We start from the raw sequence: 20998 nt of genomic DNA on the forward strand, positions 1-20998 counted from the left end.
TCATTTCATGGTTGCTGTCACTCCACGGGCTGAGACCCGACCCGACCCCCGCCGCTGGTGGGCCCTCGGCGCCCTCGTCGCGAGCATGCTCGTCCTCGGCTTCGATCTGACGATCCTCAACGTCGCGCTGCCGACGATGGCCGAGCAGCTGGAGGCGAGCACGGGTGAGCTCCAGTGGATCGTGGACTCGTATGTCGTCGTGTTCGCGGCGCTGATGCTGCCCGCCGGACTGCTGGGCGACCGCTTCGGCCGGCGCAGGATGCTGATCGCGGGGCTCCTGGTGTTCCTCGCCGGCGCCCTGTTCGGCACCCTCGTCTCGACGCCCGAGCTGGTCATCGCGGCCCGTACGGTCATGGGTGTGGGCGCCGCGCTGGTGATCCCGCTCGGGCTGTCCGTGCTGCCGTCGATGTTCGGGCCCGAGGAGCGCAGCAAGGCGGTCGCGGCCGTCACCGCCTCGATGGCCGCGGGCATGCCGCTCGGGCCGCTCGTCGGCGGGCTGCTGCTCGACCACTACTGGTGGGGCTCGATCTTCCTGATCAACATCCCGATGGTCGCGATGGGCGTCGCCGCCTGCCTGTTCCTGCTGCCGGAGTCCCGTGACCCGGCATCGCCGCGCGTCGACGTGCTGTCCACCGCGTACAGCGCGATCGGTCTCGGTGCGCTGGTCTTCGGCATCATCGAGGCTCCCGAGCGCGGCTGGGGCAGCCCGCTGGTGCTCGGCTCGTTCGCGCTGTCCGCGATGTTGCTGGCCGCCCTGGTCGTACGGGAGCGCCGGGCGGTGCGGCCCATGCTCGATCTGAAGCTGCTCGGGCACCGCGGTTTCCTGTTCAACAGTCTCGCCGCGACGCTCGGCACCTTCGTCTTCTCCGGCCTGCTGTTCATGCTGCCCACGTACCTCCAGGAGGTCGGCGGCAGCAACGCCTTCGGCACCGGGCTGCGGCTGCTGCCGATGATGGGCGGGCTGATGGTCTCCGCCAGGATGAGCACGCCGCTGGTGCAGCGCATGGGGCCACGCCCGGTGGTCACCGCGGGCCTGGCCGTGCTGTGCTTCGCCGCGCTGCTCGGCTCACGCACCGAGGCGGACAGCGGTTACGGGTTCACTGCGCTCTGGCTGACCATCGCGGGACTGGGCTTCGGCCTCGCGATGGTGCCCGCGATGGACGCGGCGCTCGGCGGGATCCCCCGCGATGAAGCCGGAAGCGGATCCGGGCTGCTGATGACGCTGCGGCAGGTGGGCGGCGCGATCGGCATCGCGCTGCTCGGCAGCCTGGTCGCCAGTGCTTACAGCGACCGGATCGACACCTCGCGCCTCCCGGCCGAGGCCGCGAACGCGGCGCGCGAGTCGCTGACCGGCGCGCACGCAATCGCCGAACGGCTCGGCCTGCCCGGCCTCGCCCGCTCCGCCGACGCCGCGTACGTGGAGGGCATGGGCACGGTCCTGGTGGTGTGCGGCATCGCGGCGCTCGTGACCGCCCTGCTGACGGCGGCGCTGCTGCCGAACGTACGGCCCGCCAAGGCGGAGGAGGCCACGGAGGGCGAGGCCCCGGTCATGGCTCGTACCGAGTCCGATGGCGGACAATGACGGGCATGACCACGGCACGAACCTCCCTCCCCGAAGCCGCCCGGCACATGAGCCTGCGGGAGCGCAAGAAGCTCAAGACGCGTATCGCGATCAGGAACGCCACCTATGAGCTGATCGAGGAGCAGGGGTACGACGCGACGACCGTGGAGCAGATCGCGGAGCGCGCGGAGGTCTCGCCGAGCACCGTCTTCCGGTACTTCCCGACCAAGGAGGACATCGTCCTCACCGACGAGTACGACCCCCTGGCGGAGGACCTGCTGCGGGCGCGCCCGGAGGACGAGGGCCTGCTGGACTCGTTGCGGTTCATCATCCGGCAGTCGATGACCATGGCGATCGCCGACGACCCGACCTTTGCGGAGCGCGAGATGAAGCTGCGCCTCCGGCTGATGACGGAGGTCCCGGCCGTGCGGTCCCGGGTCATGGAGAGCATGTCCGTCACGGGCCGCCTGATGTGCCGGGCGATCGCGGAGCGCACCGGGCGGCACGAGAACGACCTGGAGGTGCGGGTCTACACGATGGGGCTGATGGGCGCGCTCCTCGAAGCGGCCATCTACTGGACCGAACACGACCACCAGGGCGATCTGCTGGACCTGCTCGACCGCACCCTCGACACCTTCAAGGACCTCCCCAAGCGATGAACGGACCCGAGATCCACGTCGATTTCGCCCCCGAGCTGGGCATGTTCGTGCCGCAGGCACGGCGGGCCGGGGCCACCGAGGTCGTCACCGACGGAGTCTCCACGCTGGGGCACGTCGTGGAGTCGCTGGGTGTGCCGCTGACGGAGGTCGGGGCGCTCGTCGTGGACGGGCGTGAGGTGTCCGTGTCGTACGTGCCCGGGGCGGGCGAGTCCGTCGAGGTGCGGGCCGTTGCACGACCCCAGCGGGTACCGGGGGCGCCGCTGCGATTCCTGCTCGACGTGCATCTCGGGACGCTCGCCCGGCGGCTGCGGCTGCTGGGCGTGGACGCCGCGTACGAGTCGACCGACATCGGCGACCCGGCCCTCGCCGCCCGCTCGGCGGCCGAGCGGCGCGTGATGCTCAGCCGCGACCGTGGTCTGCTGCGGCGGCGCGAGCTGTGGGCCGGCGCGTTCGTCTACAGCACGCGGCCCGATGACCAACTCCGGGACGTGTTGGGGCGGTTCGAGCCCGAGCTGAAGCCGTGGACTCGCTGCACGGCCTGCAACGGCCTCCTCAACGAAGCCGTCAAGGACGAGATCGCCGACCGGCTCGAAGGTGGCACGCAGCAGTCGTACGACGTCTTCGCGCAGTGTGAGGAGTGTGGGCGCGTGTACTGGCGGGGCGCGCACCACGACCGTCTTGAGGCGATCGTGACGCGCGCCGTTTCGGAATTTGGGAGGCGCTAAGAAACCAGCTTCTCCCGGAGGGACCCCGCGTCCGTCACCGGTGCGTCGCACGTGAACCGGCGGCAGACGTACGCCGCCGGTTCGCCCTCCACCAGCGGGCGGTCGGCGAGGAGCGGGAGTTCGTCGCTGCCGGGGGTGCCCACCGCGACGACCGCACCGGGCGCGGTGGTGAGCAGGGCGGCGCGGTGCAGTTCCCGGGTCGCCGGGGCGTCCGCCGGTCCGACGACGGCCACCTCACGCGGCCCGTCGAGCAGGGCCTCCGCGGTCGCGAGCCCCCAGCCGATGAAACGCGGCGCCCGCGGGCCGAGGGCCTTCACGACGCCCAACGCCCGTTCCGCGGCGGTGCGATGGGGCTCGGCGCCGGTCTGGGCCGCGTAGCTCAACAGGGCACCGGCCGCCGCGCTCCAACCGGAGGGCGTGGCGCTGTCGGTCGGGTCCTGCGGGCGGCGGATCAGCTTCTCCGCGTCGGCGGCCGTGTCGTACAGGGCTCCCGACTCCTCGTCGACGAACCGCACCAGCACATGGTCGAGCAGGAACCCGGCGAACTCCAGCCAGACCCCCTCACCGGTCACCGAGGCGAGCGCAAGGAACCCCTCGGCAACATCCGCGTAGTCCTCCAACACCCCCGCGTTCGCGCCGACTTGACCGTCCTTCGACGTACGGGCGAGCCGGGCCCGCTCGTCCAGATGCAGACGTACGAGAAGATCGGCGGCACCCAGAGCGGCCTCCACGAGGTCGGGACGGCCGAAGTACGCACCGGTCTCCGCGAGGGCGGCGATCGCGAGCCCGTTCCAGGCCGCGACCACCTTGTCGTCACGGCCGGGAGCGGGCCGCTCGGCACGGGCCCGACTGAGGCGCTCCTTCACGGACTCGATCCGCTCGGCGTCGAACACGCCCTCCTGCTGCGGAAGTTGAAGTACGGAAGCGCCCTCCTCGAACGTGCCTTCCTCGGTCACGCCGAAGTACTGCACGGCGAGTTCGGCATCCTCATCGCCGAGGACGTCGGCGAGCTGCCGAGGCGTCCACACGTAGTACGCGCCCTCGACATGCCTCCCCGTACCGTCGTCACTGTCCGCATCCAGCGCGGAGGCGAACCCGCCCTCGTTCGTACGGAGTTCGCGGACCATGAAGTCGGCGGTCTCCAGGGCGACGCGACGAGCGAGATCGGAGCCGGTAGTCCGCCACAGGTGGGCGTACACGCGGCACAGCAGCGCATTGTCGTAGAGCATCTTCTCGAAGTGCGGCACAACCCACTCACGGTCCACGGAGTACCGCGCGAACCCTCCGCCGAGCTGGTCGTAGATCCCCCCGCGAGCCATCCGTTCACACGTGTCGGCGGCCATCTGCAACGCACCCTCGGCCCCGGTCCGCGCGTGATGCCGCAACAGGAACTCGATCACCATGGACGGCGGGAACTTCGGCGCTCCACCGAACCCGCCGCGCTGGGCGTCGTAGTCCCGCGTGAGCCCGAGCAGCGCCTGCGCCAGCTCCTCCTCACCGGGCACGGTCGTGTCCCCGTATGAGATCTCCCGCCCGGCGAGATCCCGCGCGATCTTCCCGGCAACGTCGGCAACCTCGTCCCGCCGGTCGGCCCAGGCACTGTGCACGCCCTCCAGCACCTGCCGGAAGGAAGGCATCCCCTGCCTCGGCGCGGGCGGGAAGTAGGTCCCGAAGTAGAACGGCTCGGCGTCCGGGGTGAGGAAGACGGTCATGGGCCAGCCGCCCTGCCCGGTCGCGGCCTGCACGGCCTCCATGTATACGGCGTCCACGTCGGGGCGTTCCTCGCGGTCGACCTTGATGTTCACGAAGTGCGCGTTGAGGTAGTCGGCGGTCTCCTGGTCCTCGAACGACTCGTGAGCCATGACGTGACACCAGTGGCAGCTGCTGTAGCCGACGCTCAGCAGCACCGGTACACCGCGCTTCCGCGCCTCCTCGAAGGCCTCGGCCGACCAGGGCCACCAGTCGACGGGGTTGTCGGCATGCTGGAGGAGGTACGGGGACGTCTCGTGGGCCAGTCGGTTCGACATACTCCCATCCTGCCTGACGTCCGTGACCCGGCCCCGGCTCAGGCCCTCGCTTCAGGTCGCTTGACCCGGACCGACCACTCGGTCCGCCCAACACCAGACACAAAGTCATCGAAGACGGCCACGGTGATCTTCTGTTTCTCGTCGAAGGCCGTCTCTCCCGACATCCGGCGCCACCGCATGGGCTCCAGGGCTGGAGCAGGCGCTCCCGCGCTCCTCCAGACGGTGTCGCACATCAGCCCTAGCTGGGCACAGAAGAGGCCGGCCCCGGGGGCCCGGCCTCAGGGTTCCACCTCACCAGCACCGTGACGAGGATCCCCACCATCGGGATGACGATGCCAACCGAAGTGAACTCCCGTTTCCAGAAACCGGCGATACACACGAAACCTCAAGGAGCCCTCAGGAATCCGCAGGCTATCTCGCCTTACCGCCCCATCCGCAGGACACTTGACCAAGAAGAGCCATTGCTGGCGGAGGGGGACCTGACATGCGGGACAGCCATCGGGCTGAAGCCGAGCGGCTGTTGGCCCGGGCCGTGGAGGAGGAGGTTCGGCGGTCGGGCGGGCGGACCGACGGGAGTGTGCTGCTTTCGCGGGCGCGTGGGTCGCTGGATGCCATCGCCGGGACGGCGGCGGAGGAGTACGAGGCGTACACGAAGGCGCTGGACGAGGCGGAGGCCGGGCGGCTGACGTTCGGGCAGCGGTATGCGCGCGAGGGTGCCGGAACTCCCCTGCTGGTCGCGGTCGTTGCCGCCGTCGCGGCCAGTGTGGCGGACCTGGCGCTCGGCACGAGTGCGGGGACGGCGCTCGGTGCCGGAGCCGTGGCCGGTGTGGCGGGCGCCGCGGCGACGGTGGCGAAGGTGACCGCTTCGCATCTGCCGGCCGCGAGTCGCCGGGCCGGGGCCCTGGGGCAGCCGGGTGGGCCGGAGCAGCTGCGGCTGCAGTGGCTGACGGCGCTGGAGGTGCGTGGTATCCGCCCGTTCCTGGACCAGCAGCGGGTGCTCAGCGCGTCGACCGGTCCCAAGCGGCAGGCGCCGCAGCTGCGGCGTACGGACAAGAGCGCGGCGGCGCGCAGACGCAGCGTGCTGGAGCGGTCCTTCGATCAACTCCCGGAGCCGGAAGGCCCGTTCGCGGGTCGCAGGCAGGAGCTGGGGCGGGTGGCGCAGTGGGTGCACGCGGCTCGCGCGAGTACGGAGACCAAGCCGACGGTGGTCGTGCTGCACGGCGCGCCGGGCTCGGGCCGCAGCACGCTCGCCGTCCGTGCGGCGCACGCGCTGAAGGACCAGTTCCGGGGCGCGTGCGTGGTGGACCTACGGGGCGACAGCCCGGAGGAGCCGCCGCTGTCCACCCGTGACGCGCTGCTGCACCTGCTCAACCGGCTCGGCGCGTCCCGCGAGCAGTTGCTGTTCCGGGAGCGTTCCTCGCCTGAGCAGCAGGTGCGGCGGCTGAGCGAGCTCTACCACCAGCATCTGACCGGCCTGCCGGTGACGATCGTGCTGGACGACGCGAGCGACGCGGAGCAGGTACGGACCCTTGTGCCGGAGCGCTCCGACAGCCTTGTCGTGGTCACGGCGCGCAAACCGCTCGATCTGCCGGCCGACCTCCCCGCCTGGGTGCACCAGCTTCCCGTGGAAGCGCTGGACTCGGCCGGCGCCGAGGAGCTGCTGAAGGCGGCTGCGCAGGACGCGTCGGGTCCGTACGACGCCGAATCCTGCGACCGGGTACGTGAGTTGTGCGGCAGCCTGCCCCTGGCGCTGCGGATCGCGGGCTCCTCACTCGGCCCGCGTACGCATCGTCAGCTGGCCACGGATCTCGATGCGTACGGTCCGGTCGAGCCGGTCGAACGGGTGCTGTGGCTGCGCTACAGCGACCAGTCGGACACGGCCCGGCGGCTGCTGCGGCGTCTGGCGCTGGCGGGCCGCGCGTCCCTGGGTGCGGCGGCGGCGGCCGCCCTGCTGGCGACGGACGAGGCGGAGGCGACGCGGCATCTGGAGGCGCTGTCGCGGGCCGGTCTCGTTGATCATGTACGGGGCAGCCGTTACCGTCTGCACGATCTGGTCCGTGCCTTCGCGCAGGCCCGCCTGCTGGACGAGGAGGAGCCGGCGGAGCGTACGGCCGCGCAGGAACGACTCATCGTGAACTACGGCGAGTTGGCGGACTCGGTGATTCGCCTGGTCGACGGCAAGACGTCGACGCGCGCGGACACGGTCGGCCCGCACGGCTTCACCTCGCTGGATGCGGCGCTGCGCTGGCTGGATGACGAGTCGAGCTTCATCACGGCGGCGTTGCGGCACGCGGAGGGCGTGGACCAGGCGGCCGTACTGAATCTGCTCGGCGCGCTGTGTGACTACTGCCTGTTGCGCGGCGACCTCTACCGGCTGGGCGAGATCAGTGAGTTGACGCAGGCTGTGGACCAGGGGCTGCTGGTGCGTTCGGTCCAGTGGCGTACGGGTATCGCGGCCCGTCAGCTCGGCGAGCTCGACAAGGCGCGTACGCAGCTGGCTTCGGTGGTGGACCTCTACTTCGAGGCGCACCACGATGCGGGCGCGGCAAGGGCGTTGTGCTCGCTCGGGATCACGCTGCACCACCAGGGCAATCTCACGGAGGCGGCGGCGAAGCTCCAGGAGGCCATGGACCTCCAGGCCTCTCCCCAGCTCGCGGCGGACCGGGCCTGGACGATGCATGCGCTGGCGGCCGTGGAGCGGGACCGGGCCCGTCTCGCCGCGGCCCTGGATCTCCTTACGCAGGCGCTGGTCCTGCACCGCCAGGGCGAGTCCTTGCACGGTGAGGCCTGGGCGCACTTCCAGCTCGGCCAGCTGGGCCTGCGCATGGGCGACGTACCGCGTGCGGAGGCGGAACTCCGTGAGGCCCTCGATCTGTACGGCCGCACCCGTGACCCCCGCGGCGAGGCCTGGGCCCTGACTCAGCTGGCTCGCGCCCGCCTGGTCGACGGCGACCCGTCCTCCGCCGTGGACGGCCTCCGCCAGGCGATCTCCCGCCACCGTGACAACGAGGATGCTCGGGGCGAGGCATGGACGGTTTACTACCTGGGCCAGGCCCTGGAGGAGTCGGGCAACCTGGACCAGGCGGTGCGGGAACTGGAGCGTTCGCGGACGATGTTCTCCCGTATCCGGGACGTGTACGGCCTGGCGTGCGCCCGTCACCACTCGGCCCGGGCGACCCGCGACCAACGGGCGGCCCAGACGGGCTCGTTGCGCAACTCCGGCTTCGCCCGCCAGCTCCTGGTGGACGCCCGGGCGGACTTCCAGCGCATCGGCGTCGCCCACGGCGAGGCGTGGACGTGCCTGGAGCTGGCCGTGGTGGACGCGGGCAACACCCGTACGCAGTCCGCCCTTTCGCTGTGCGACGAGGCGGCGAGCCTGTTCGCGTCGTACGGCGACCGGCGGGGCGAGGACTGGGCCCGCTTCCTGCGCTGCACCCTGCTCCCCTACGCATCCCCGGGCGGCATCGAGATCGGCACAGCCGTGGCCCAGGAGGAGCTGACCCAGCTCTCACGCACCGACCACCCGTCCCGCGACGGGAAGCTCGACGACTACATCGAGGCGTATCAGCTGCTGCTGGAACGGGGCGTCGACCTGGACGCGGGCTGGCAGGCGTGGCGCTTGGGGATGGTGCCGAGCCGGCATGCGCGGGAGGTCATGGGGGTGGCGGTGACGGCCCGGTCTTCGTAGGGGCGGGTCGTTCTTCGTAGGGTCGGGTCCATGTTGGGTGGGGACGGCTCAGGGACTTCATGACACCCAGTGGGTGCCATGAAGCCGTGACGTTGCACCAGACCATGCCGCTGAGCTCTCAGCCCTTGGCGGGCGAGGCCTTCCCCCCGGAACCGGCCTTCTTGTCGGAGGCGTCGGAGGCGTCCCCCTTCGGGTCCTTCTCCTCCTCGAAGTCGACCTTCCCCATGTGCCGGTTCATCGACTTCATAAGCCCCCACACCGCCACCGCCATCACCGCGAAGACGATGAAGCCGAGGACGCCAGGGGTCACCTTGTCCTCGTCGACCTCTGCCGCGAGGGGGACAAGGTGCGTCATTGCCAGGCTTGCGCTTGCGCTCATGTCAGGCATTGTCCCTCAGGACTGCCGGACGCCCGCGAAGAGGTCGTCCTCGGGGAGGGACGTATCGACGAGGGACTTCGCGAGCTCGTACTCCTCCGTCGGCCAGACCTCCTTCTGGATCTCCATCGGGACGCGGAACCACCCCCCGTCGGGGTCGATCTGCGTGGCGTGTGCGATCAGGGCCTTGTCGCGGATCTCGTAGAAGTCGGCGCACGGGACGTGCGTCGTCAGCGTGCGCTCGGCGCGCACGAACTCGTCCCAGCGCTTCAGCCAGTCCCCGTACGGGGACTCCATGCCGCGCTCCAGCAGCGCGTTGTGCAGCGCCTCGGTGCGCGGGCGGTTGAAACCCTGGTTGTAGTAGAGCTTCTGCGGCTGGTAGGCGGGGCCGAACTCCGACTCCGGGTACTTCTCGGTGTCCGCCGCCCCCTCGAACGCCACTATCGAGATCTTGTGGGTCATGATGTGGTCGGGGTGCGGATAACCGCCGTTCTCGTCGTAGGTGGTGATCACCTGCGGGCGGAAGGAGCGGATCTTGCGGACCAGCTCTCCCGCCGCCTTGTCGACGTCCTCCAGCGCGAAACAGCCCTCGGGCAGCGGCGGCAGCGGGTCACCCTCGGGCAGTCCCGAGTCGACGAAGCCGAGCCACTCCTGCTTGACGCCGAGGATCTCGCGGGCCTCGTCCATCTCCTTCTTGCGTACCTCGTGGATGTTCTCCTCGACGTACCTGTCGCCCTGAAGCTTCGGATTGAGGATGGAGCCGCGTTCCCCGCCCGTGCAGGTCACGACCAGCACGTCCACCCCCTCGGACACGTACTTCGCCATGGTGGCCGCGCCCTTCGACGACTCGTCGTCGGGGTGGGCGTGTACGGCCATCAGTCGCAGCTGGTCAGTCAAATCACAATCCTCGTCAGTCGGCGCCCCCGTGTGTATGGGCGCGATCGGCCGCTTCTATAGTGACCGAAATCGGGGGCGAAAAATTCCGGGGTCCGGCCCTTTGCCCTCCGCAGAGAGGACGATCATGAGTACGGCGAGTACGCACCTGCCCGAGGGCCGCTACGGCCGCTCCGGGGACGAGCGCGCCGACCGCAAGCTCAAGATCATCGGCAGTGTCCTGGGGGTCGCCCTCCTGATCCTCATCGGTTGGTTCGCCTACTACTACGTGGGCGGCAACAAGATCAGTGCCGAAGTGATCTCCTTCGACACCTCCGCCGACTCGGTCAAGGTGCACCTGGAGGTGCGCAAGGACGCGGACGCCGAGGGCTACTGCACCATCCGCTCGCAGGCCGAGGACGGCGCGGAGGTGGGCCGCCGCGACTTCCGCTTCGACCAGAACGCCACGCGTATCGACAAGGTCGTCACGCTGCGTACGACTTCTCCGGGCACCACCGCGGAGTTGCTCGGCTGCCACGCCGACTGACTGCGGGCTCGGTGCGCACCGGTGGCGCCGGGGCTCGATCCGTTCGCGCCGACTGGAATACGTAGGAGCTGACCTGCGTTGATGCGATTCTGATGGCTTATGTCCTCCCCCTTCGCCCGCTGAATTGTTAGGCTCGTGGTTTCGCCCTCCCCTGGAGGAACATTCTTCTGGGTAGGGCGATGCTTTGTATTCCCAGTACCTACGAGGAGCACCTGTGACCCAGACCAGCGAGAACGTCACCTGGCTGACCCAGGAGGCGTACAACCAGCTGAAGGCCGAGCTGGAGTACCTGTCTGGTCCTGCGCGCACGGAGATCGCCGCCAAGATCGCGGCCGCGCGCGAGGAGGGCGACCTGCGCGAGAACGGCGGGTACCACGCGGCCAAGGAGGAGCAGGGCAAGCAGGAGCTCCGGGTGCGCCAGCTGACCCAGCTCCTTGAGAACGCGAAGGTCGGCGAGGCGCCGGCGGCCGATGGTGTGGTCGCGCCCGGCATGGTCGTCACCATCGCCTTCGACGGTGACGAGGACGACACGGTGACGTTCCTGCTCGCCTCGCGCGAATACGCGAGCGCGGACATCGAAACGTACTCGCCGCAGTCTCCGCTGGGCTCCGGCGTGAACGGCAAGAAGGTCGGCGAGGACGCCCAGTACGAACTGCCGAACGGCAAGCTCGCCTCGGTGAAGATCCTCGAGGCCAAGCCGTACACATCCTGAGTCCGAGCCGAGCCCCCGGCCGAGGCCTCCCTCGTGCCGGGGGCTCCTCGTGGCCGGGGGTTTCCTCCCGCGTCACGCCGTCGCCGAGCGGTACTTCCGCACGGCCAGCGTCCGGAATATGACGATGATCGCGATCGAGTAGATCAGCGAAGCCCAGACCGGGTGCTGCATGGGCCAGGCGTCCGACTGCGAGACTCCCGGGTTGCCGAACAGCTCGCGGCAGGCCTGCACGGTGGCGCTGAACGGGTTCCAGTCGGCGACATGACGCAGCCAGGGCGTCATCTGACTGGTGTCCACGAAAGCGTTCGAGACGAACGTGACCGGGAAGAGCCAGATCAGCCCGCCGGAGGTGGCCGCCTCCGGCGTCCGCACGGAGAGGCCTATCAGTGCGCCGATCCAGGTGAACGCGTACCCGGCAAGGAGCAGCAGCCCGAAGGCACCGAGCACCTCCCCGGCATTGGTGTGGGTGCGCCAGCCGACCAGCAGGGCGACAACGGCCAGCACGAGGAGCGTGAGCGCCGTCTGTACCAGGTCGGCGAGTGTGCGGCCGGTCAGGACGGCTCCGCGCGCCATGGGCAGGGAGCGGAAGCGGTCGATGAGGCCCTTGTGCATGTCGTCGGCGATGCCCGCTCCGGCGCCCGCGGTGGCGAAGGTGACGGTCTGCGCGAAGATGCCGGCCATCAGGAACTCGCGGTACCTGTCCGGGTTGTTGGATCCCGCGATGGTCATGGAGCCGCCGAACACGTAACTGAACAGCACCACGAACATGATTGGCTGGATGAGCCCGAAGATCACCATCTCGGGGATGCGGCTCATGCGAATGAGGTTGCGCTGGGCAACGACCAGGGAGTCCCGCACGGACTGGCCGATGGCACTCCCCGGCTGCGCGACGCGCACAGTATCGCTGACGACGCTCATGAGGCGGCCTCCTTCTTGGCCTTGCCCTTGTCCTTGTCCTGCACCGGCTCCTGCTTCGGCTTGGTCTTGCGGCCCTTGGCGTCCTGCGCCCCGCCGTTCTCCTCGTCCTCGGCCTCGGCGAGGTGTCCCGTCAGGGAGATGAAGACGTCGTCGAGGGTGGGGCGGCGCAGACCGATGTCGTCGATCTCGATACCGCGGGTGTCCAGCTCGCGGATGACCTCCGCGAGGAGCTTCGCGCCGCCGGTGACGGGCATGGTCAGCTTGCGCGTGTGCTCCTCGACGGTCGTCTCACCCTTGCCGAAGCCCCGCAGCACCTCGGACGCGGTGGCTATGTGCTCGCGCTCGTGGACGACGACCTCTACGCGCTCGCCGCCGGTCCGGGCCTTGAGCTGGTCGGAGGTGCCGCGGGCGATGACGCGGCCGTGGTCCACGACGCAGATGTCGTGGGCGAGGTGGTCGGCCTCTTCGAGGTATTGGGTGGTCAGCAGCAGGGTCGTACCACCGGAGACCAGTCGCTTGATGACCTCCCACAGCTGCTGGCGGTTGCGCGGGTCGAGGCCGGTCGTCGGCTCGTCCATGAACATGACCGGCGGCGAGACGACGAGCGCCGCCGCGAGGTCGAGCCGGCGGCGCATGCCGCCGGAGTACGTCTTGGCGGGGCGGTCGGCGGCGTCGGCGAGATTGAACTGCTCGAGCAGCTCGCCCGCCCGCACCTTCGCGTCCTTCGCCTTCATCTGGTAGAGCCGGCCGACCATCTGGAGGTTCTCGCGGCCGGTCAGATACTCGTCGACCGCGGCGAACTGGCCGGACAGGCCGATCGAGCGCCGCACTTCGTTGGGGTTCTTGAGCACGTCGATGCCTGCGACGACCGCCTTGCCCCGGTCGGGGCGCAGCAGCGTGGTCAGGCAGCGGACCGCGGTGGTCTTGCCCGCGCCGTTAGGCCCGAGCAGGCCCAGCACGGTGCCCTCCGGGACATCGAAATCGACGCCGTCCAGAGCCCTTACGTCACCGAAGGTCTTCACCAGGCCTTCGGCGTAGATGGCGCCTGGCATGTGAGTTCTCCACGTCGTTGAGGTTTCTTCGGAAAGACTGGGTTTGCGCGCTTGGTTCCGCCATGAGTGGCGACAGACACACCATAACGCGATGTATCGCGTCTCTCAACGGATTTTCCCAGGTTGTGGATAACTGGGGATCCTGAGCTCGGACGCCGGTCTGACGGACTGCACACCGGTCTCACGGATGCCCGTCTGAAGGACTGCGGTCTGCCGGACCGCGGAGTCAGTCGATGACCGTGTAACCGGCCTTGCGCAGCGCCTTCCCCACCTCGGCGCAGTGCTCCGGACCCTTCGTCTCCAGGTGCAACTCCACCTCCGCCTCTGTGAGCCCGAGCCGCGGATCGGTCCGTACGTGGCTCACATCGAGGACGTTAGCGTCCACCACTGACAACACCCCGAGGAGTGTGGCCAAGGCGCCGGGACGGTCCGTCAGCCGCAGCCGGACCTGGAGGTAGCGGCCGCCCGCGGCCATGCCATGCCGCAGGATGCGCTGCATCAGCAGCGGGTCCACGTTTCCGCCGGACAGTACCGCCACGACCGGCCCTTCGAACTCCTCGGGCGTGCTCAGCAGCGCCGCGACGGGGCTCGCGCCGGCCGGCTCGACGACCAGCTTGGCCCGCTCCAGACACAGCAGCAAGGCGCTGGACAAGGCGTCCTCGGAGACCGTACGGACCTCGTCCACCAAGTCGCCGACGATCCGGAACGGCACGTCGCCGGGACGCCCCACCTTGATGCCGTCGGCCATCGTCGCCGGGTTGTCGATGGACACCGGGCGCCCCGCCGCAAGCGAGGGCGGGTATGCCGCCGCGCCCGCCGCCTGCACGCCCACGATCCGCACGTCGGGCCGCAGCGACTTCACGGCGATCGCGATGCCCGCGGCGAGACCGCCGCCGCCGATCCCGACGACGATCGTGCGCACCTCGGGGCACTGCTCCAGGATCTCCAGACCGACCGTGCCCTGGCCCGCGATGATGTCGGGGTGGTCGAAGGGGTGGATGAACACGGCGCCCGTCTCGGCCGCGTACTCCTGGGCGGCGGCCAGCGTCTCGTCGACCACCGTGCCGTGCAGTCGCACCTCGGCGCCGTAGTGGCGGGTTGCGGCGACCTTCGGCAGCGGGGCGCCGGTCGGCATGAACACCGTGGAGCGCACTCCGAGCAAGGAGGAGGCGAGGGCGACACCCTGGGCGTGGTTGCCGGCGCTCGCCGCGACGACGCCCGCGGCGCGCTCCTCGGGAAGCAGTCCGGCGATCCGCACGTACGCGCCGCGCAGCTTGAACGAACCCGTCCGCTGGAGGTTCTCGCACTTGAAGTGCACGGGCGCGCCCACCAGCCCGGTCAGATGCCTGCTGCCCTCCATGGCGGTCACCCGCGCCACGCCCGCGAGCATCTTCTGGGCGCCGCGGACATCGTCGAGGGTCACCGTCGGCAAGGAGTCAGCCGTGCTGTAGCTCATGACCAACAGTCTCGCAGCTCACGCCCCGCCCCACGGGCTGTGACCAAGCTCCGGCATAGGTTTGCGCAGCGCCGGTACGGCCCGCCCGCCGTCCGCGTACTCTGTCCCCCAACCCAGCCCCACGCATGAATAGAGCCCCCGGCCATGCCCACAACACCAGAAATGTCGATGGACATGACGACCGTCGGTGAAACCGGTCTTCTCGAATCGCTCCAGCACGAGGTGGCGGTGTTCGCCCGCCGTGCAGAACAGACCCGGCTCGGCGGGGTCGGCCAGGTCCGCAACTCCATGGACCGCGCCGCGTATCTGCTGCTCAACCGCCTGGACAAGGAGGGCCCGATGGGCGTCAAGGCGCTCGCCGCGAGCATGGGCATCGACTCCTCGACGGTCACCCGTCAGGTCGCGCCGCTCGTGGACACCGGGCTCGTCAAGCGCACCTCGCACCCGGAGGACGGGCGCGCCGTGGTGCTCCAGTTGTCGCCGCGCGGGCTCTCCCGCCTGGAGGAAGTCCGCTCCTCCCGGCGGCAGTTGATGGCCGAACTCACCGAGGACTGGACGCCGGAGGAGCGGGAGGCGTTCTGCACGCTCCTCACGCGTTTCAACGGCGCGCTCTCCACCCGGATGGCCGCGGCGTCGGTGGAAGGGACCTCCGTAGAGGCGCCCTCACCCTCCTGACCGCCCCCGCATCGTGTCGGCCTCTTGACCAAGGGGCCGTGCCTGGCCTCAGATGAGATCGGGTCCCTGTAGTACGCGATTTTCCTCGCCGTACGCCCCAGGGGCCCGGTTTCCCAGAGTCGGGAGGCGCGGTGCGAGAACGGCAGGCGTCCCAAGGCGCCCGCCGGGCCCGGGAGATTGAGGCATTCGTCGCGGGCGCGGCAGGGCGGCTGCTGCATGCGGCCACACTCCTGACGGCGGAGTCGCCGGACGACAACCCGCGCGCGCGGCGCCTGCTCACGGCGTCCCTGGCCCATACGTACGCCTCCTGGGACCGGCTGCGCGGCGAGGACCCGTACGACCGCACCCGGCAGCAGCTTGCGTTGCGCTTCGCTCGCGGGGCCTGGCATCAGTACGGCGCCCTGGGCTGGTCCCACCTTCGTGGCCGGCCGAACACCGGCGGCGTACTGCACCGTCTCGCTCCCCAGGAGCGGCTGGTTCTGGTCCTGCGCTTTTTCGAGGGCGTGGCCGAGGAGCAGACGGCGGCGCTGCTCGGGCTGCCCCTGGAGCGCGTACGGGCGATCGGTGCCCGCGCGGTGGCGAACCTGCTGCATCCGCCGCGTGAGGCGGCTCCGGCGGTGGCGAAGGTGGTGCCCTCATGAGCCCGATGGACCGCAGGGAGGACGCCGTCCGTCGCATCCTGGAGGACGCACCGCCCCCCGTACCGCCCAACCTGCACGCGGACGTCGTGCGGCGCGGCAGCCGCATGCTGCGCCGACAGAAGACGGCCCGGCGGCTGCTGTGGCTGCTGCTGTTCGCGGCCGCCGTGACCTTCGTGGTGTGGGCGTCGATGGCCCGGCCGTGGGTGGAGCCGCCGTCGGAGGTGACTCCACCGCTCACCGGCTGGTAGGGCCTCGCGAGTCGCCAGTCGCTCAGCCCAGGGCCTGTGCGAGGTCCTGGAGGAGGTCGTCGACGTTTTCGATGCCTACGGAGAGGCGCACGAGATCGGCGGGCACCTCGAGTGCCGAGCCGGCCGCGGACGCGTGTGTCATGCGCCCAGGGTGCTCGATCAGGGACTCGACGCCGCCCAGGGACTCGCCCAGGGTGAACACCTTGGCGCGGTTGCAGACCTCCACGGCCGCCTCCTCGCCGCCCGCGACCTGGAAGGAGACCATGCCGCCGAACGCCTTCATCTGCTTGGCGGCAACCTCGTGACCGGGGTGCTCCGCAAGGCCCGGGTACAGAACGCGCGTCACGCGCGCGTGCCTGCTGAGCATCTCGGCGACCTGGGCGGCGTTCTCGCTGTGCCGGTCCATCCGTACGGCGAGCGTCTTGATGCCGCGCAGCACCAGCCAGGAGTCGAAGGGACCTGCGACCGCGCCCATCGCGTTCTGGTGGTACGCCAGTTCCTCGCCCAGCCCCTCGTCGTTCACGACGAGCGCGCCGCCCACGACGTCCGAGTGGCCGCCCATGTACTTGGTCAGCGAGTGCACCACGATGTCCGCGCCGAGCGCGAGCGGCTGCTGGAGGTAAGGGCTGGCGAAGGTGTTGTCGACGACCAGCCTGGCGCCCGCCTCGCGCGCGATCTGGGCGACCGCGGCGATGTCGGTGATGCCGAGGAGCGGATTGGACGGCGTCTCCACCCAGACGATCTTGGTCTTGGGGGTGACGGCGGCCCGTAGGGCGGCGGGATCGCTGGTGTCGGCGACCGACCATTCCACACCCCACCGGGAGACGACCTTCGCGAAGAGACGGAACGTACCGCCGTACGCGTCGTTGGGGATGACCACGTGGTCGCCAGGGCTGAGCAGCGTACGCAACAGGCAGTCCTCGGCCGCCAGTCCGGACGCGAACGCGAGTCCGCGGCGACCTCCCTCCAGGGCGGCGAGGTTCTCCTCCAGGGCCGTCCTGGTCGGATTGGCGCTGCGGCTGTACTCGTAGCCGCCGCGCAGCCCGCCGACGCCGTCCTGCTTGTAGGTCGAGACCTGGTAGATCGGCGGGACGACCGCGCCGGTGAGGGGATCGGCGGTGTTCCCCGCATGGATCGCCACGGTTTCGAAGTGCTGGCTGATGTGCCTGTCGCTCATGGGCACCGAGGGTAGTGCGCCCGCGCGGATTGTGACGGCGGGAAGCTGTGGCAGGGCCTGGGCGGCGGTGCGACCGCCGGTTTTCCACAGGAACTGCCGACCACGTTGGCCAATTGTCGGACGCGTCTGGTTCGCTTGAGACATGGAGATTCTCTGGGTCCTGATGGCGCTGGTCATGATGGGCTTCGTCCTCGGGCCGATCTTGATGCGCAGGCGTGCCGGTGGTATCCAGCAGGTCGCTCCCGGCGACCCGGACGCCGCCGACCCGGCGAACTACGGCTTCCTGCGCCAGGAGGAGCTGGACATCCGCATGCCCGGCCCCGACCAGGACCTGCTGGAGGTCCTGGACCTGGTGCAGCGCAGCCAGGACTACCGGGGAGCGTCACAGCTCCTCGCCGGCACGGAGACAGACGGCGAGCTGCGCTGGCAGCGCGTGCAGGCCTTCGCGGGCGCAGCGTCGCTGGAGCTGCACCAGCGCCCCGGCGGGGTCAGCGAGAGCCCCGGCGGGCAGTGGCTGCGGGTCTGGCGGGCCGAGAAGCCCAAGGACGCGGGCGGCGCGGCCGTGCATGCGGAGTTCCTGGTGCAGCAGGCGTGGCGTACGTCGACGCCGGGCACGGACGAGTTCCGGATCATCATGGAGGAGGCCAAGTCGGCCTGCGACGAGGCGGCGCTGCTCTCCCCCGGTGACCCGATCCCGTACATCATCGAGCTCTCCGTGGCGCGCGGACTGGCTTATCCACAGGCGGAGTTCGAAAAGCTCTGGCTGAAGATCCTCGACCGCTCTCCCGCGCACATGGGAGCGCATCTGGCGGCGCTGCACTACTGGTGCGAGAAGTGGCACGGCTCGCGCGAGGTGGCGTACGCCTTTGCGGAGGCGGCGGCAGCGCGCGCCCCGCAGGGGTCGCTGCTCGCGGCGATGCCCCTCTTCGCGGTCTTCGAGCACCTGCCGGAAGTCAACCTCGTCCAGAGCTTCTACCAGAGCGAGGTAGTCACCAAAGCGATCCACGGCGCGCTCTACGCGGTGCACGCGGCCCGCCCGGACGATCCGATGCTCGCCCACGTACGCCATCTCCTGGTGTTCTTCCTCGTGCGCAGCGAGCGCTGGGCCGAGGCGATGAACCAGCTCGTGCATGTCGACGGCCACGTAGGGGCGCTGCCGTGGACGCTGACGCCGGACCCGGCGGCGGACTACGCGGTATACCGGGCGCTGGCGGTCGCGGGATACGAGGCGAACGGAGGGAGCCCGGCGACGCTGCCGCGCTGACACCCCAGTTGGAATTCCGGACCGGCCCCGTACGTTCACTCACTGGACCCACCGCCGAGGAGACCGCATGTTCCTGCACCAGCCGTTCACCGCAGCTGCCCACCGTTCCTAGAGCACATTTTCCGCTGCCGGATCGCCGTGATTGTCAGGCCAGTCTTTGCTTCCTCCATACGGCAGAGTTCAACCGGGATCGCTGTGCCGTTGTTTTGCCCTCCCCGAGTCAGCCCGCCGCGCGGGCGGGCAGCCGCCATCCAGGGCGCGGGAAGTGGCAGGTGTAGCCGTCCGGGTAACGCTCCAGGTAATCCTGGTGCTCGGGCTCGGCCTCCCAGAAGGGGCCGACCGGCTCGACCTCGGTGACGACCTTGTCCGGCCACAGCCCGGAGGCGTCCACATCCGCGATCGTGTCCTCAGCGATCCGCTTCTGCTCGTCATCCACGTAGTAGATCGCCGAGCGGTAGCTGAGGCCGATGTCGTTGCCCTGACGGTTCTTGGTGCTCGGGTCGTGGATCTGGAAGAAGAACTCCAGGAGCGTGCGGAAGTCGGTCCTCTCGGGGTCGAAAACGATCTCGATGGCCTCCGCGTGCGTGCCATGGTTACGGTACGTCGCGTTCTGCACGTCACCCCCGGTGTATCCGACCCGGGTCGCCGTCACACCCGGGAGCCGACGGATCAAGTCCTGCATCCCCCAGAAGCATCCGCCCGCCAGCACGGCCCTCTGCGTCTGCGCAGCCATTGCGGCCCTCCAATATCTGTCAGCTCGGTCTCGGGCTGCTCGGCTCGCACACCACCGGCTTCCCATACTCATTCCCCTCAACGCACGAGGGGTCCAAGCGATTCCGTGCCCGTCCAACCGGCCCTGCGGTTGCCCGCCGCGAGGAGTGCACCCACCTGTTGCCTTCCCACGCCGTGCCCTAATCCGGAGAACCCTTTGGCTCACCGGCCGCAGGCGTGGACCTGTGACCCGCTCACCTGCCAGCGGCCGGCCGAGCCCGATGGTGATCACCACTCTGCCTGCCGCAGGTGCTCCTCTGGTCCTTCTTTCGAGCTCCGGTTACAAGCGGGGCTCCAGTTACAGGCGGGGCTTTGGTTACAAGCGGGGCTCCCGTTACGAGCGGGTCTCGTTACGAGCGGGGCTCCCGTTACAGCGGGGCCCCGGTCAGAGGACGCGCCGACGGATGCCGTAACAACGCGACGAGCATCCTCATGATCCCGACCTCTCTGGTCGGCTGGATGTCAGCGCTGCGACGATCCGCCGTGACCTCCTCAAACTGGAGGAGGTCGGGCTGCTCACCCGTGTTCATGGGGGTGCGGTCATCGAGGAGCCCTATCCGCCCTTCATCGAGGCCGCCGAGGTTCGGGTGACCGCCAAGGACGCGATAACTGCCCAAGCGGCCACGATGATTGAGGATGGCCAGTCGATCATCCTCGACTCCGGCACAACGGTCTACCGGCTGGCACGCCAACTGCACGGACGCCGACTCACGGTGATCACCAACAATCTCGTCGTCTACGAGGAACTCGCCGAGGATGACAGCATTGACCTGATGCTGCTCGGCGGGATGGTCATACGCGAGTCGCGCTCGCTGGACGGTTTCATGGCCGAGAACAATCTCCGCCAAGTGCACGCTGACTGGCTGTTCATGGGCGCTTGCGGCGTCCGTCCCGGTGGGCAGGTCATGGACACCACAGTCGCCGAGGTGCCCGCCCGGCGCGCCATGATCGCTGCCAGTGAAAAGGTTGTGCTCCTCGTCGATCAAGGCAAATTCCCGGGAACGGGCATGGTGAAGATCTGCGGCCCAGAAGACCTGCATACGGTAGTGACCAACGCGTCGTCGGATGATGCGACCCTCGCGGCGCTCAAGGAGGCTGGCGTGAAGGTGATGCTGGCGACTCCAGCCGCAGTCAACGACTAACGCAAAGGACTACGAACGCGGCTTGACGTGGATCAAGCCGTCGTTCCTGTGGATGATGTACCGCTACGGCTGGGGCGCGAAAGCGGGGCAGGAGACCGTCCTCGCTGTCGAGATCAGCCGTGACGGCTCCGAGTGGGCGCTGCGCCACGCGTGTCTGTCAAGCTACGTCCGCGGGGCACACGCCGACCGGGTCACCTGGCAGCGTCAGTTGAAGCGTGCGCCCGCTCGCGTGCAGTGGGACCCCGAGCGGGACCTTCACCTACAGCCTCTGCCGTACCGCTCCCTGCAACTGGGCCTCTCCGGGGAGGCCGCACGACGCTACGCGGACGAGTGGACGGTCTCCATCCGCGACGTGACCACGCTCGCCCGCAAGATCCATACCCTCGTCAGCGGCGGTGACCTGGACTCCGCCGCCCGACTGCTGCCCCCGGTACGCCCATACCCTCTTGGAGACGAACTCCTTGCCCACCTACGGGGATGACGGGC

The 20998-nt window shown here is 69.4% G+C and carries 19 protein-coding genes and 1 pseudogene; 12 read left to right on the forward strand and 8 right to left on the reverse strand.

Annotated features, from left to right (window positions below):
* The first annotated feature begins 7 nt into the window (after positions 1 to 7).
* From ABD357_RS19845 to ABD357_RS19855, 3 genes are read left to right on the forward strand one after another with little or no spacing between them, the layout of a single operon-like run.
* Entirely contained in the window at positions 8 to 1582 is a 1575-nt protein-coding gene (locus ABD357_RS19845) for an MFS transporter (protein ID WP_344391694.1), read from the forward strand.
* A gap of 5 nt (positions 1583 to 1587) precedes the next feature.
* Positions 1588 to 2220 carry a TetR/AcrR family transcriptional regulator gene (locus ABD357_RS19850; RefSeq protein ID WP_344391695.1) on the forward strand — a complete coding sequence of 211 codons (633 nt, stop codon included), beginning with the start codon at positions 1588 to 1590 and terminating at the stop codon, positions 2218 to 2220.
* The gene (locus ABD357_RS19855; RefSeq protein ID WP_344391696.1) at positions 2217 to 2945 is read left to right on the forward strand and encodes a Mut7-C RNAse domain-containing protein; all 729 of its coding nucleotides are present in this window, start codon (positions 2217 to 2219) and stop codon (positions 2943 to 2945) included. The genes ABD357_RS19850 and ABD357_RS19855 overlap by 4 nt, the downstream gene beginning before the upstream one ends.
* On the opposite strand, the gene ABD357_RS19860 is transcribed toward ABD357_RS19855, so the two are convergent.
* Positions 2942 to 4972, reverse strand: a complete 2031-nt coding sequence (locus ABD357_RS19860; protein ID WP_344391697.1) for a thioredoxin domain-containing protein — start codon at positions 4970 to 4972, stop codon at positions 2942 to 2944. The two genes, ABD357_RS19855 and ABD357_RS19860, sit on opposite strands and share 4 nt — an antisense overlap.
* A gap of 484 nt (positions 4973 to 5456) precedes the next feature.
* Here ABD357_RS19860 and ABD357_RS19865 point away from each other — a divergent pair, with 484 nt between their 5' ends.
* Entirely contained in the window at positions 5457 to 8660 is a 3204-nt protein-coding gene (locus ABD357_RS19865) for an AAA family ATPase (protein WP_344391698.1), read from the forward strand.
* A 118-nt stretch (positions 8661 to 8778) separates the two neighbouring features.
* On the opposite strand, the gene ABD357_RS19870 is transcribed toward ABD357_RS19865, so the two are convergent.
* Both ABD357_RS19870 and mca read right to left on the reverse strand, forming a co-directional pair.
* Positions 8779 to 9048 carry a hypothetical protein gene (locus tag ABD357_RS19870; protein ID WP_328769025.1) on the reverse strand — a complete coding sequence of 90 codons (270 nt, stop codon included), beginning with the start codon at positions 9046 to 9048 and terminating at the stop codon, positions 8779 to 8781.
* 6 nt (positions 9049 to 9054) lie between these two features.
* Positions 9055 to 9933, reverse strand: a complete 879-nt coding sequence (gene mca / locus ABD357_RS19875; protein WP_344391699.1) for a mycothiol conjugate amidase Mca — start codon at positions 9931 to 9933, stop codon at positions 9055 to 9057.
* A gap of 124 nt (positions 9934 to 10057) precedes the next feature.
* Here mca and ABD357_RS19880 point away from each other — a divergent pair, with 124 nt between their 5' ends.
* Both ABD357_RS19880 and greA read left to right on the forward strand, forming a co-directional pair.
* Complete coding sequence (locus tag ABD357_RS19880; protein ID WP_344391701.1) at positions 10058 to 10456, forward strand: DUF4307 domain-containing protein; 399 nt, start codon at positions 10058 to 10060, stop codon at positions 10454 to 10456.
* Between the two features lie 214 nt (positions 10457 to 10670).
* Positions 10671 to 11168: a transcription elongation factor GreA gene (gene greA, locus ABD357_RS19885; protein WP_344391702.1), complete on the forward strand. Its 498-nt coding sequence runs from the start codon at positions 10671 to 10673 to the stop codon at positions 11166 to 11168.
* A 72-nt stretch (positions 11169 to 11240) separates the two neighbouring features.
* Here greA and ABD357_RS19890 read toward each other — a convergent pair whose 3' ends face one another.
* From ABD357_RS19890 to ilvA, 3 genes are all read right to left on the reverse strand, one after another.
* Positions 11241 to 12086, reverse strand: a complete 846-nt coding sequence (locus ABD357_RS19890; protein ID WP_344391704.1) for an ABC transporter permease — start codon at positions 12084 to 12086, stop codon at positions 11241 to 11243.
* The gene (locus ABD357_RS19895) at positions 12083 to 13138 is read right to left on the reverse strand and encodes an ATP-binding cassette domain-containing protein (RefSeq protein WP_344391706.1); all 1056 of its coding nucleotides are present in this window, start codon (positions 13136 to 13138) and stop codon (positions 12083 to 12085) included. Before ABD357_RS19895 ends, ABD357_RS19890 begins: the two co-directional genes overlap by 4 nt.
* A gap of 226 nt (positions 13139 to 13364) precedes the next feature.
* Positions 13365 to 14594 (reverse strand): threonine ammonia-lyase, encoded by a 1230-nt coding sequence (ilvA, locus tag ABD357_RS19900; protein ID WP_344391708.1) that lies wholly within the window; start codon positions 14592 to 14594, stop codon positions 13365 to 13367.
* Between the two features lie 162 nt (positions 14595 to 14756).
* On the opposite strand from ilvA, the gene ABD357_RS19905 reads away from it, so the two are divergent.
* The 3 genes from ABD357_RS19905 to ABD357_RS19915 all read left to right on the forward strand — a co-directional run bounded on the left by ABD357_RS19905 (position 14757) and on the right by ABD357_RS19915 (position 16158).
* Positions 14757 to 15269 (forward strand): MarR family winged helix-turn-helix transcriptional regulator, encoded by a 513-nt coding sequence (locus tag ABD357_RS19905; RefSeq protein ID WP_344391822.1) that lies wholly within the window; start codon positions 14757 to 14759, stop codon positions 15267 to 15269.
* Between the two features lie 131 nt (positions 15270 to 15400).
* A complete protein-coding gene (locus ABD357_RS19910; protein ID WP_344391709.1) occupies positions 15401 to 15910 on the forward strand; it encodes a sigma factor-like helix-turn-helix DNA-binding protein in 510 nt (169 codons plus the stop codon).
* Positions 15907 to 16158 (forward strand): hypothetical protein, encoded by a 252-nt coding sequence (locus tag ABD357_RS19915; RefSeq protein ID WP_425584932.1) that lies wholly within the window; start codon positions 15907 to 15909, stop codon positions 16156 to 16158. Before ABD357_RS19910 ends, ABD357_RS19915 begins: the two co-directional genes overlap by 4 nt.
* A gap of 22 nt (positions 16159 to 16180) precedes the next feature.
* Here ABD357_RS19915 and ABD357_RS19920 read toward each other — a convergent pair whose 3' ends face one another.
* A complete protein-coding gene (locus tag ABD357_RS19920) occupies positions 16181 to 17335 on the reverse strand; it encodes a cystathionine gamma-synthase (protein WP_344391711.1) in 1155 nt (384 codons plus the stop codon).
* A gap of 142 nt (positions 17336 to 17477) precedes the next feature.
* Between ABD357_RS19920 and ABD357_RS19925 the strand changes: the two genes are divergently transcribed.
* Positions 17478 to 18599 (forward strand): hypothetical protein, encoded by a 1122-nt coding sequence (locus ABD357_RS19925; protein WP_344391712.1) that lies wholly within the window; start codon positions 17478 to 17480, stop codon positions 18597 to 18599.
* Between the two features lie 220 nt (positions 18600 to 18819).
* Here ABD357_RS19925 and msrA read toward each other — a convergent pair whose 3' ends face one another.
* Positions 18820 to 19332 (reverse strand): peptide-methionine (S)-S-oxide reductase MsrA, encoded by a 513-nt coding sequence (gene msrA, locus ABD357_RS19930; protein WP_344391713.1) that lies wholly within the window; start codon positions 19330 to 19332, stop codon positions 18820 to 18822.
* Positions 19333 to 19810: 478 nt separating this feature from the next.
* On the opposite strand from msrA, the pseudogene ABD357_RS19935 reads away from it, so the two are divergent.
* Both ABD357_RS19935 and ABD357_RS19940 read left to right on the forward strand, forming a co-directional pair.
* Positions 19811 to 20512: pseudogene (locus tag ABD357_RS19935) on the forward strand (DeoR/GlpR family DNA-binding transcription regulator); the annotation flags it as partial.
* 22 nt (positions 20513 to 20534) lie between these two features.
* Positions 20535 to 20993, forward strand: coding sequence for a DUF4291 domain-containing protein (locus tag ABD357_RS19940; RefSeq protein WP_344391714.1), 459 nt, complete (start codon positions 20535 to 20537; stop codon positions 20991 to 20993).
* Positions 20994 to 20998: the final 5 nt, after the last annotated feature.

This window comes from Streptomyces vastus, from assembly GCF_039532825.1.
Classification (GTDB): Bacteria; Actinomycetota; Actinomycetes; order Streptomycetales; family Streptomycetaceae; genus Streptomyces; species Streptomyces vastus.

Coding starts and splice junctions, on each gene's coding strand:
- ABD357_RS19920 (WP_344391711.1), bottom strand. CDS start 17,335: ATGAGCGACAGGCACATCAGCCAGCACTTCGAAACCGTGGCGATCCAT.
- ABD357_RS19895 (WP_344391706.1), bottom strand. CDS start 13,138: ATGCCAGGCGCCATCTACGCCGAAGGCCTGGTGAAGACCTTCGGTGAC.
- ABD357_RS19915 (WP_425584932.1), top strand. CDS start 15,907: ATGAGCCCGATGGACCGCAGGGAGGACGCCGTCCGTCGCATCCTGGAG.
- ABD357_RS19865 (WP_344391698.1), top strand. CDS start 5,457: ATGCGGGACAGCCATCGGGCTGAAGCCGAGCGGCTGTTGGCCCGGGCC.
- msrA (WP_344391713.1), bottom strand. CDS start 19,332: ATGGCTGCGCAGACGCAGAGGGCCGTGCTGGCGGGCGGATGCTTCTGG.
- ABD357_RS19925 (WP_344391712.1), top strand. CDS start 17,478: ATGGAGATTCTCTGGGTCCTGATGGCGCTGGTCATGATGGGCTTCGTC.
- ABD357_RS19905 (WP_344391822.1), top strand. CDS start 14,757: ATGTCGATGGACATGACGACCGTCGGTGAAACCGGTCTTCTCGAATCG.
- ABD357_RS19855 (WP_344391696.1), top strand. CDS start 2,217: ATGAACGGACCCGAGATCCACGTCGATTTCGCCCCCGAGCTGGGCATG.
- ABD357_RS19850 (WP_344391695.1), top strand. CDS start 1,588: ATGACCACGGCACGAACCTCCCTCCCCGAAGCCGCCCGGCACATGAGC.
- ABD357_RS19890 (WP_344391704.1), bottom strand. CDS start 12,086: ATGAGCGTCGTCAGCGATACTGTGCGCGTCGCGCAGCCGGGGAGTGCC.
- ABD357_RS19880 (WP_344391701.1), top strand. CDS start 10,058: ATGAGTACGGCGAGTACGCACCTGCCCGAGGGCCGCTACGGCCGCTCC.
- ABD357_RS19870 (WP_328769025.1), bottom strand. CDS start 9,048: ATGCCTGACATGAGCGCAAGCGCAAGCCTGGCAATGACGCACCTTGTC.
- ABD357_RS19845 (WP_344391694.1), top strand. CDS start 8: ATGGTTGCTGTCACTCCACGGGCTGAGACCCGACCCGACCCCCGCCGC.
- ABD357_RS19860 (WP_344391697.1), bottom strand. CDS start 4,972: ATGTCGAACCGACTGGCCCACGAGACGTCCCCGTACCTCCTCCAGCAT.
- ilvA (WP_344391708.1), bottom strand. CDS start 14,594: ATGAGCTACAGCACGGCTGACTCCTTGCCGACGGTGACCCTCGACGAT.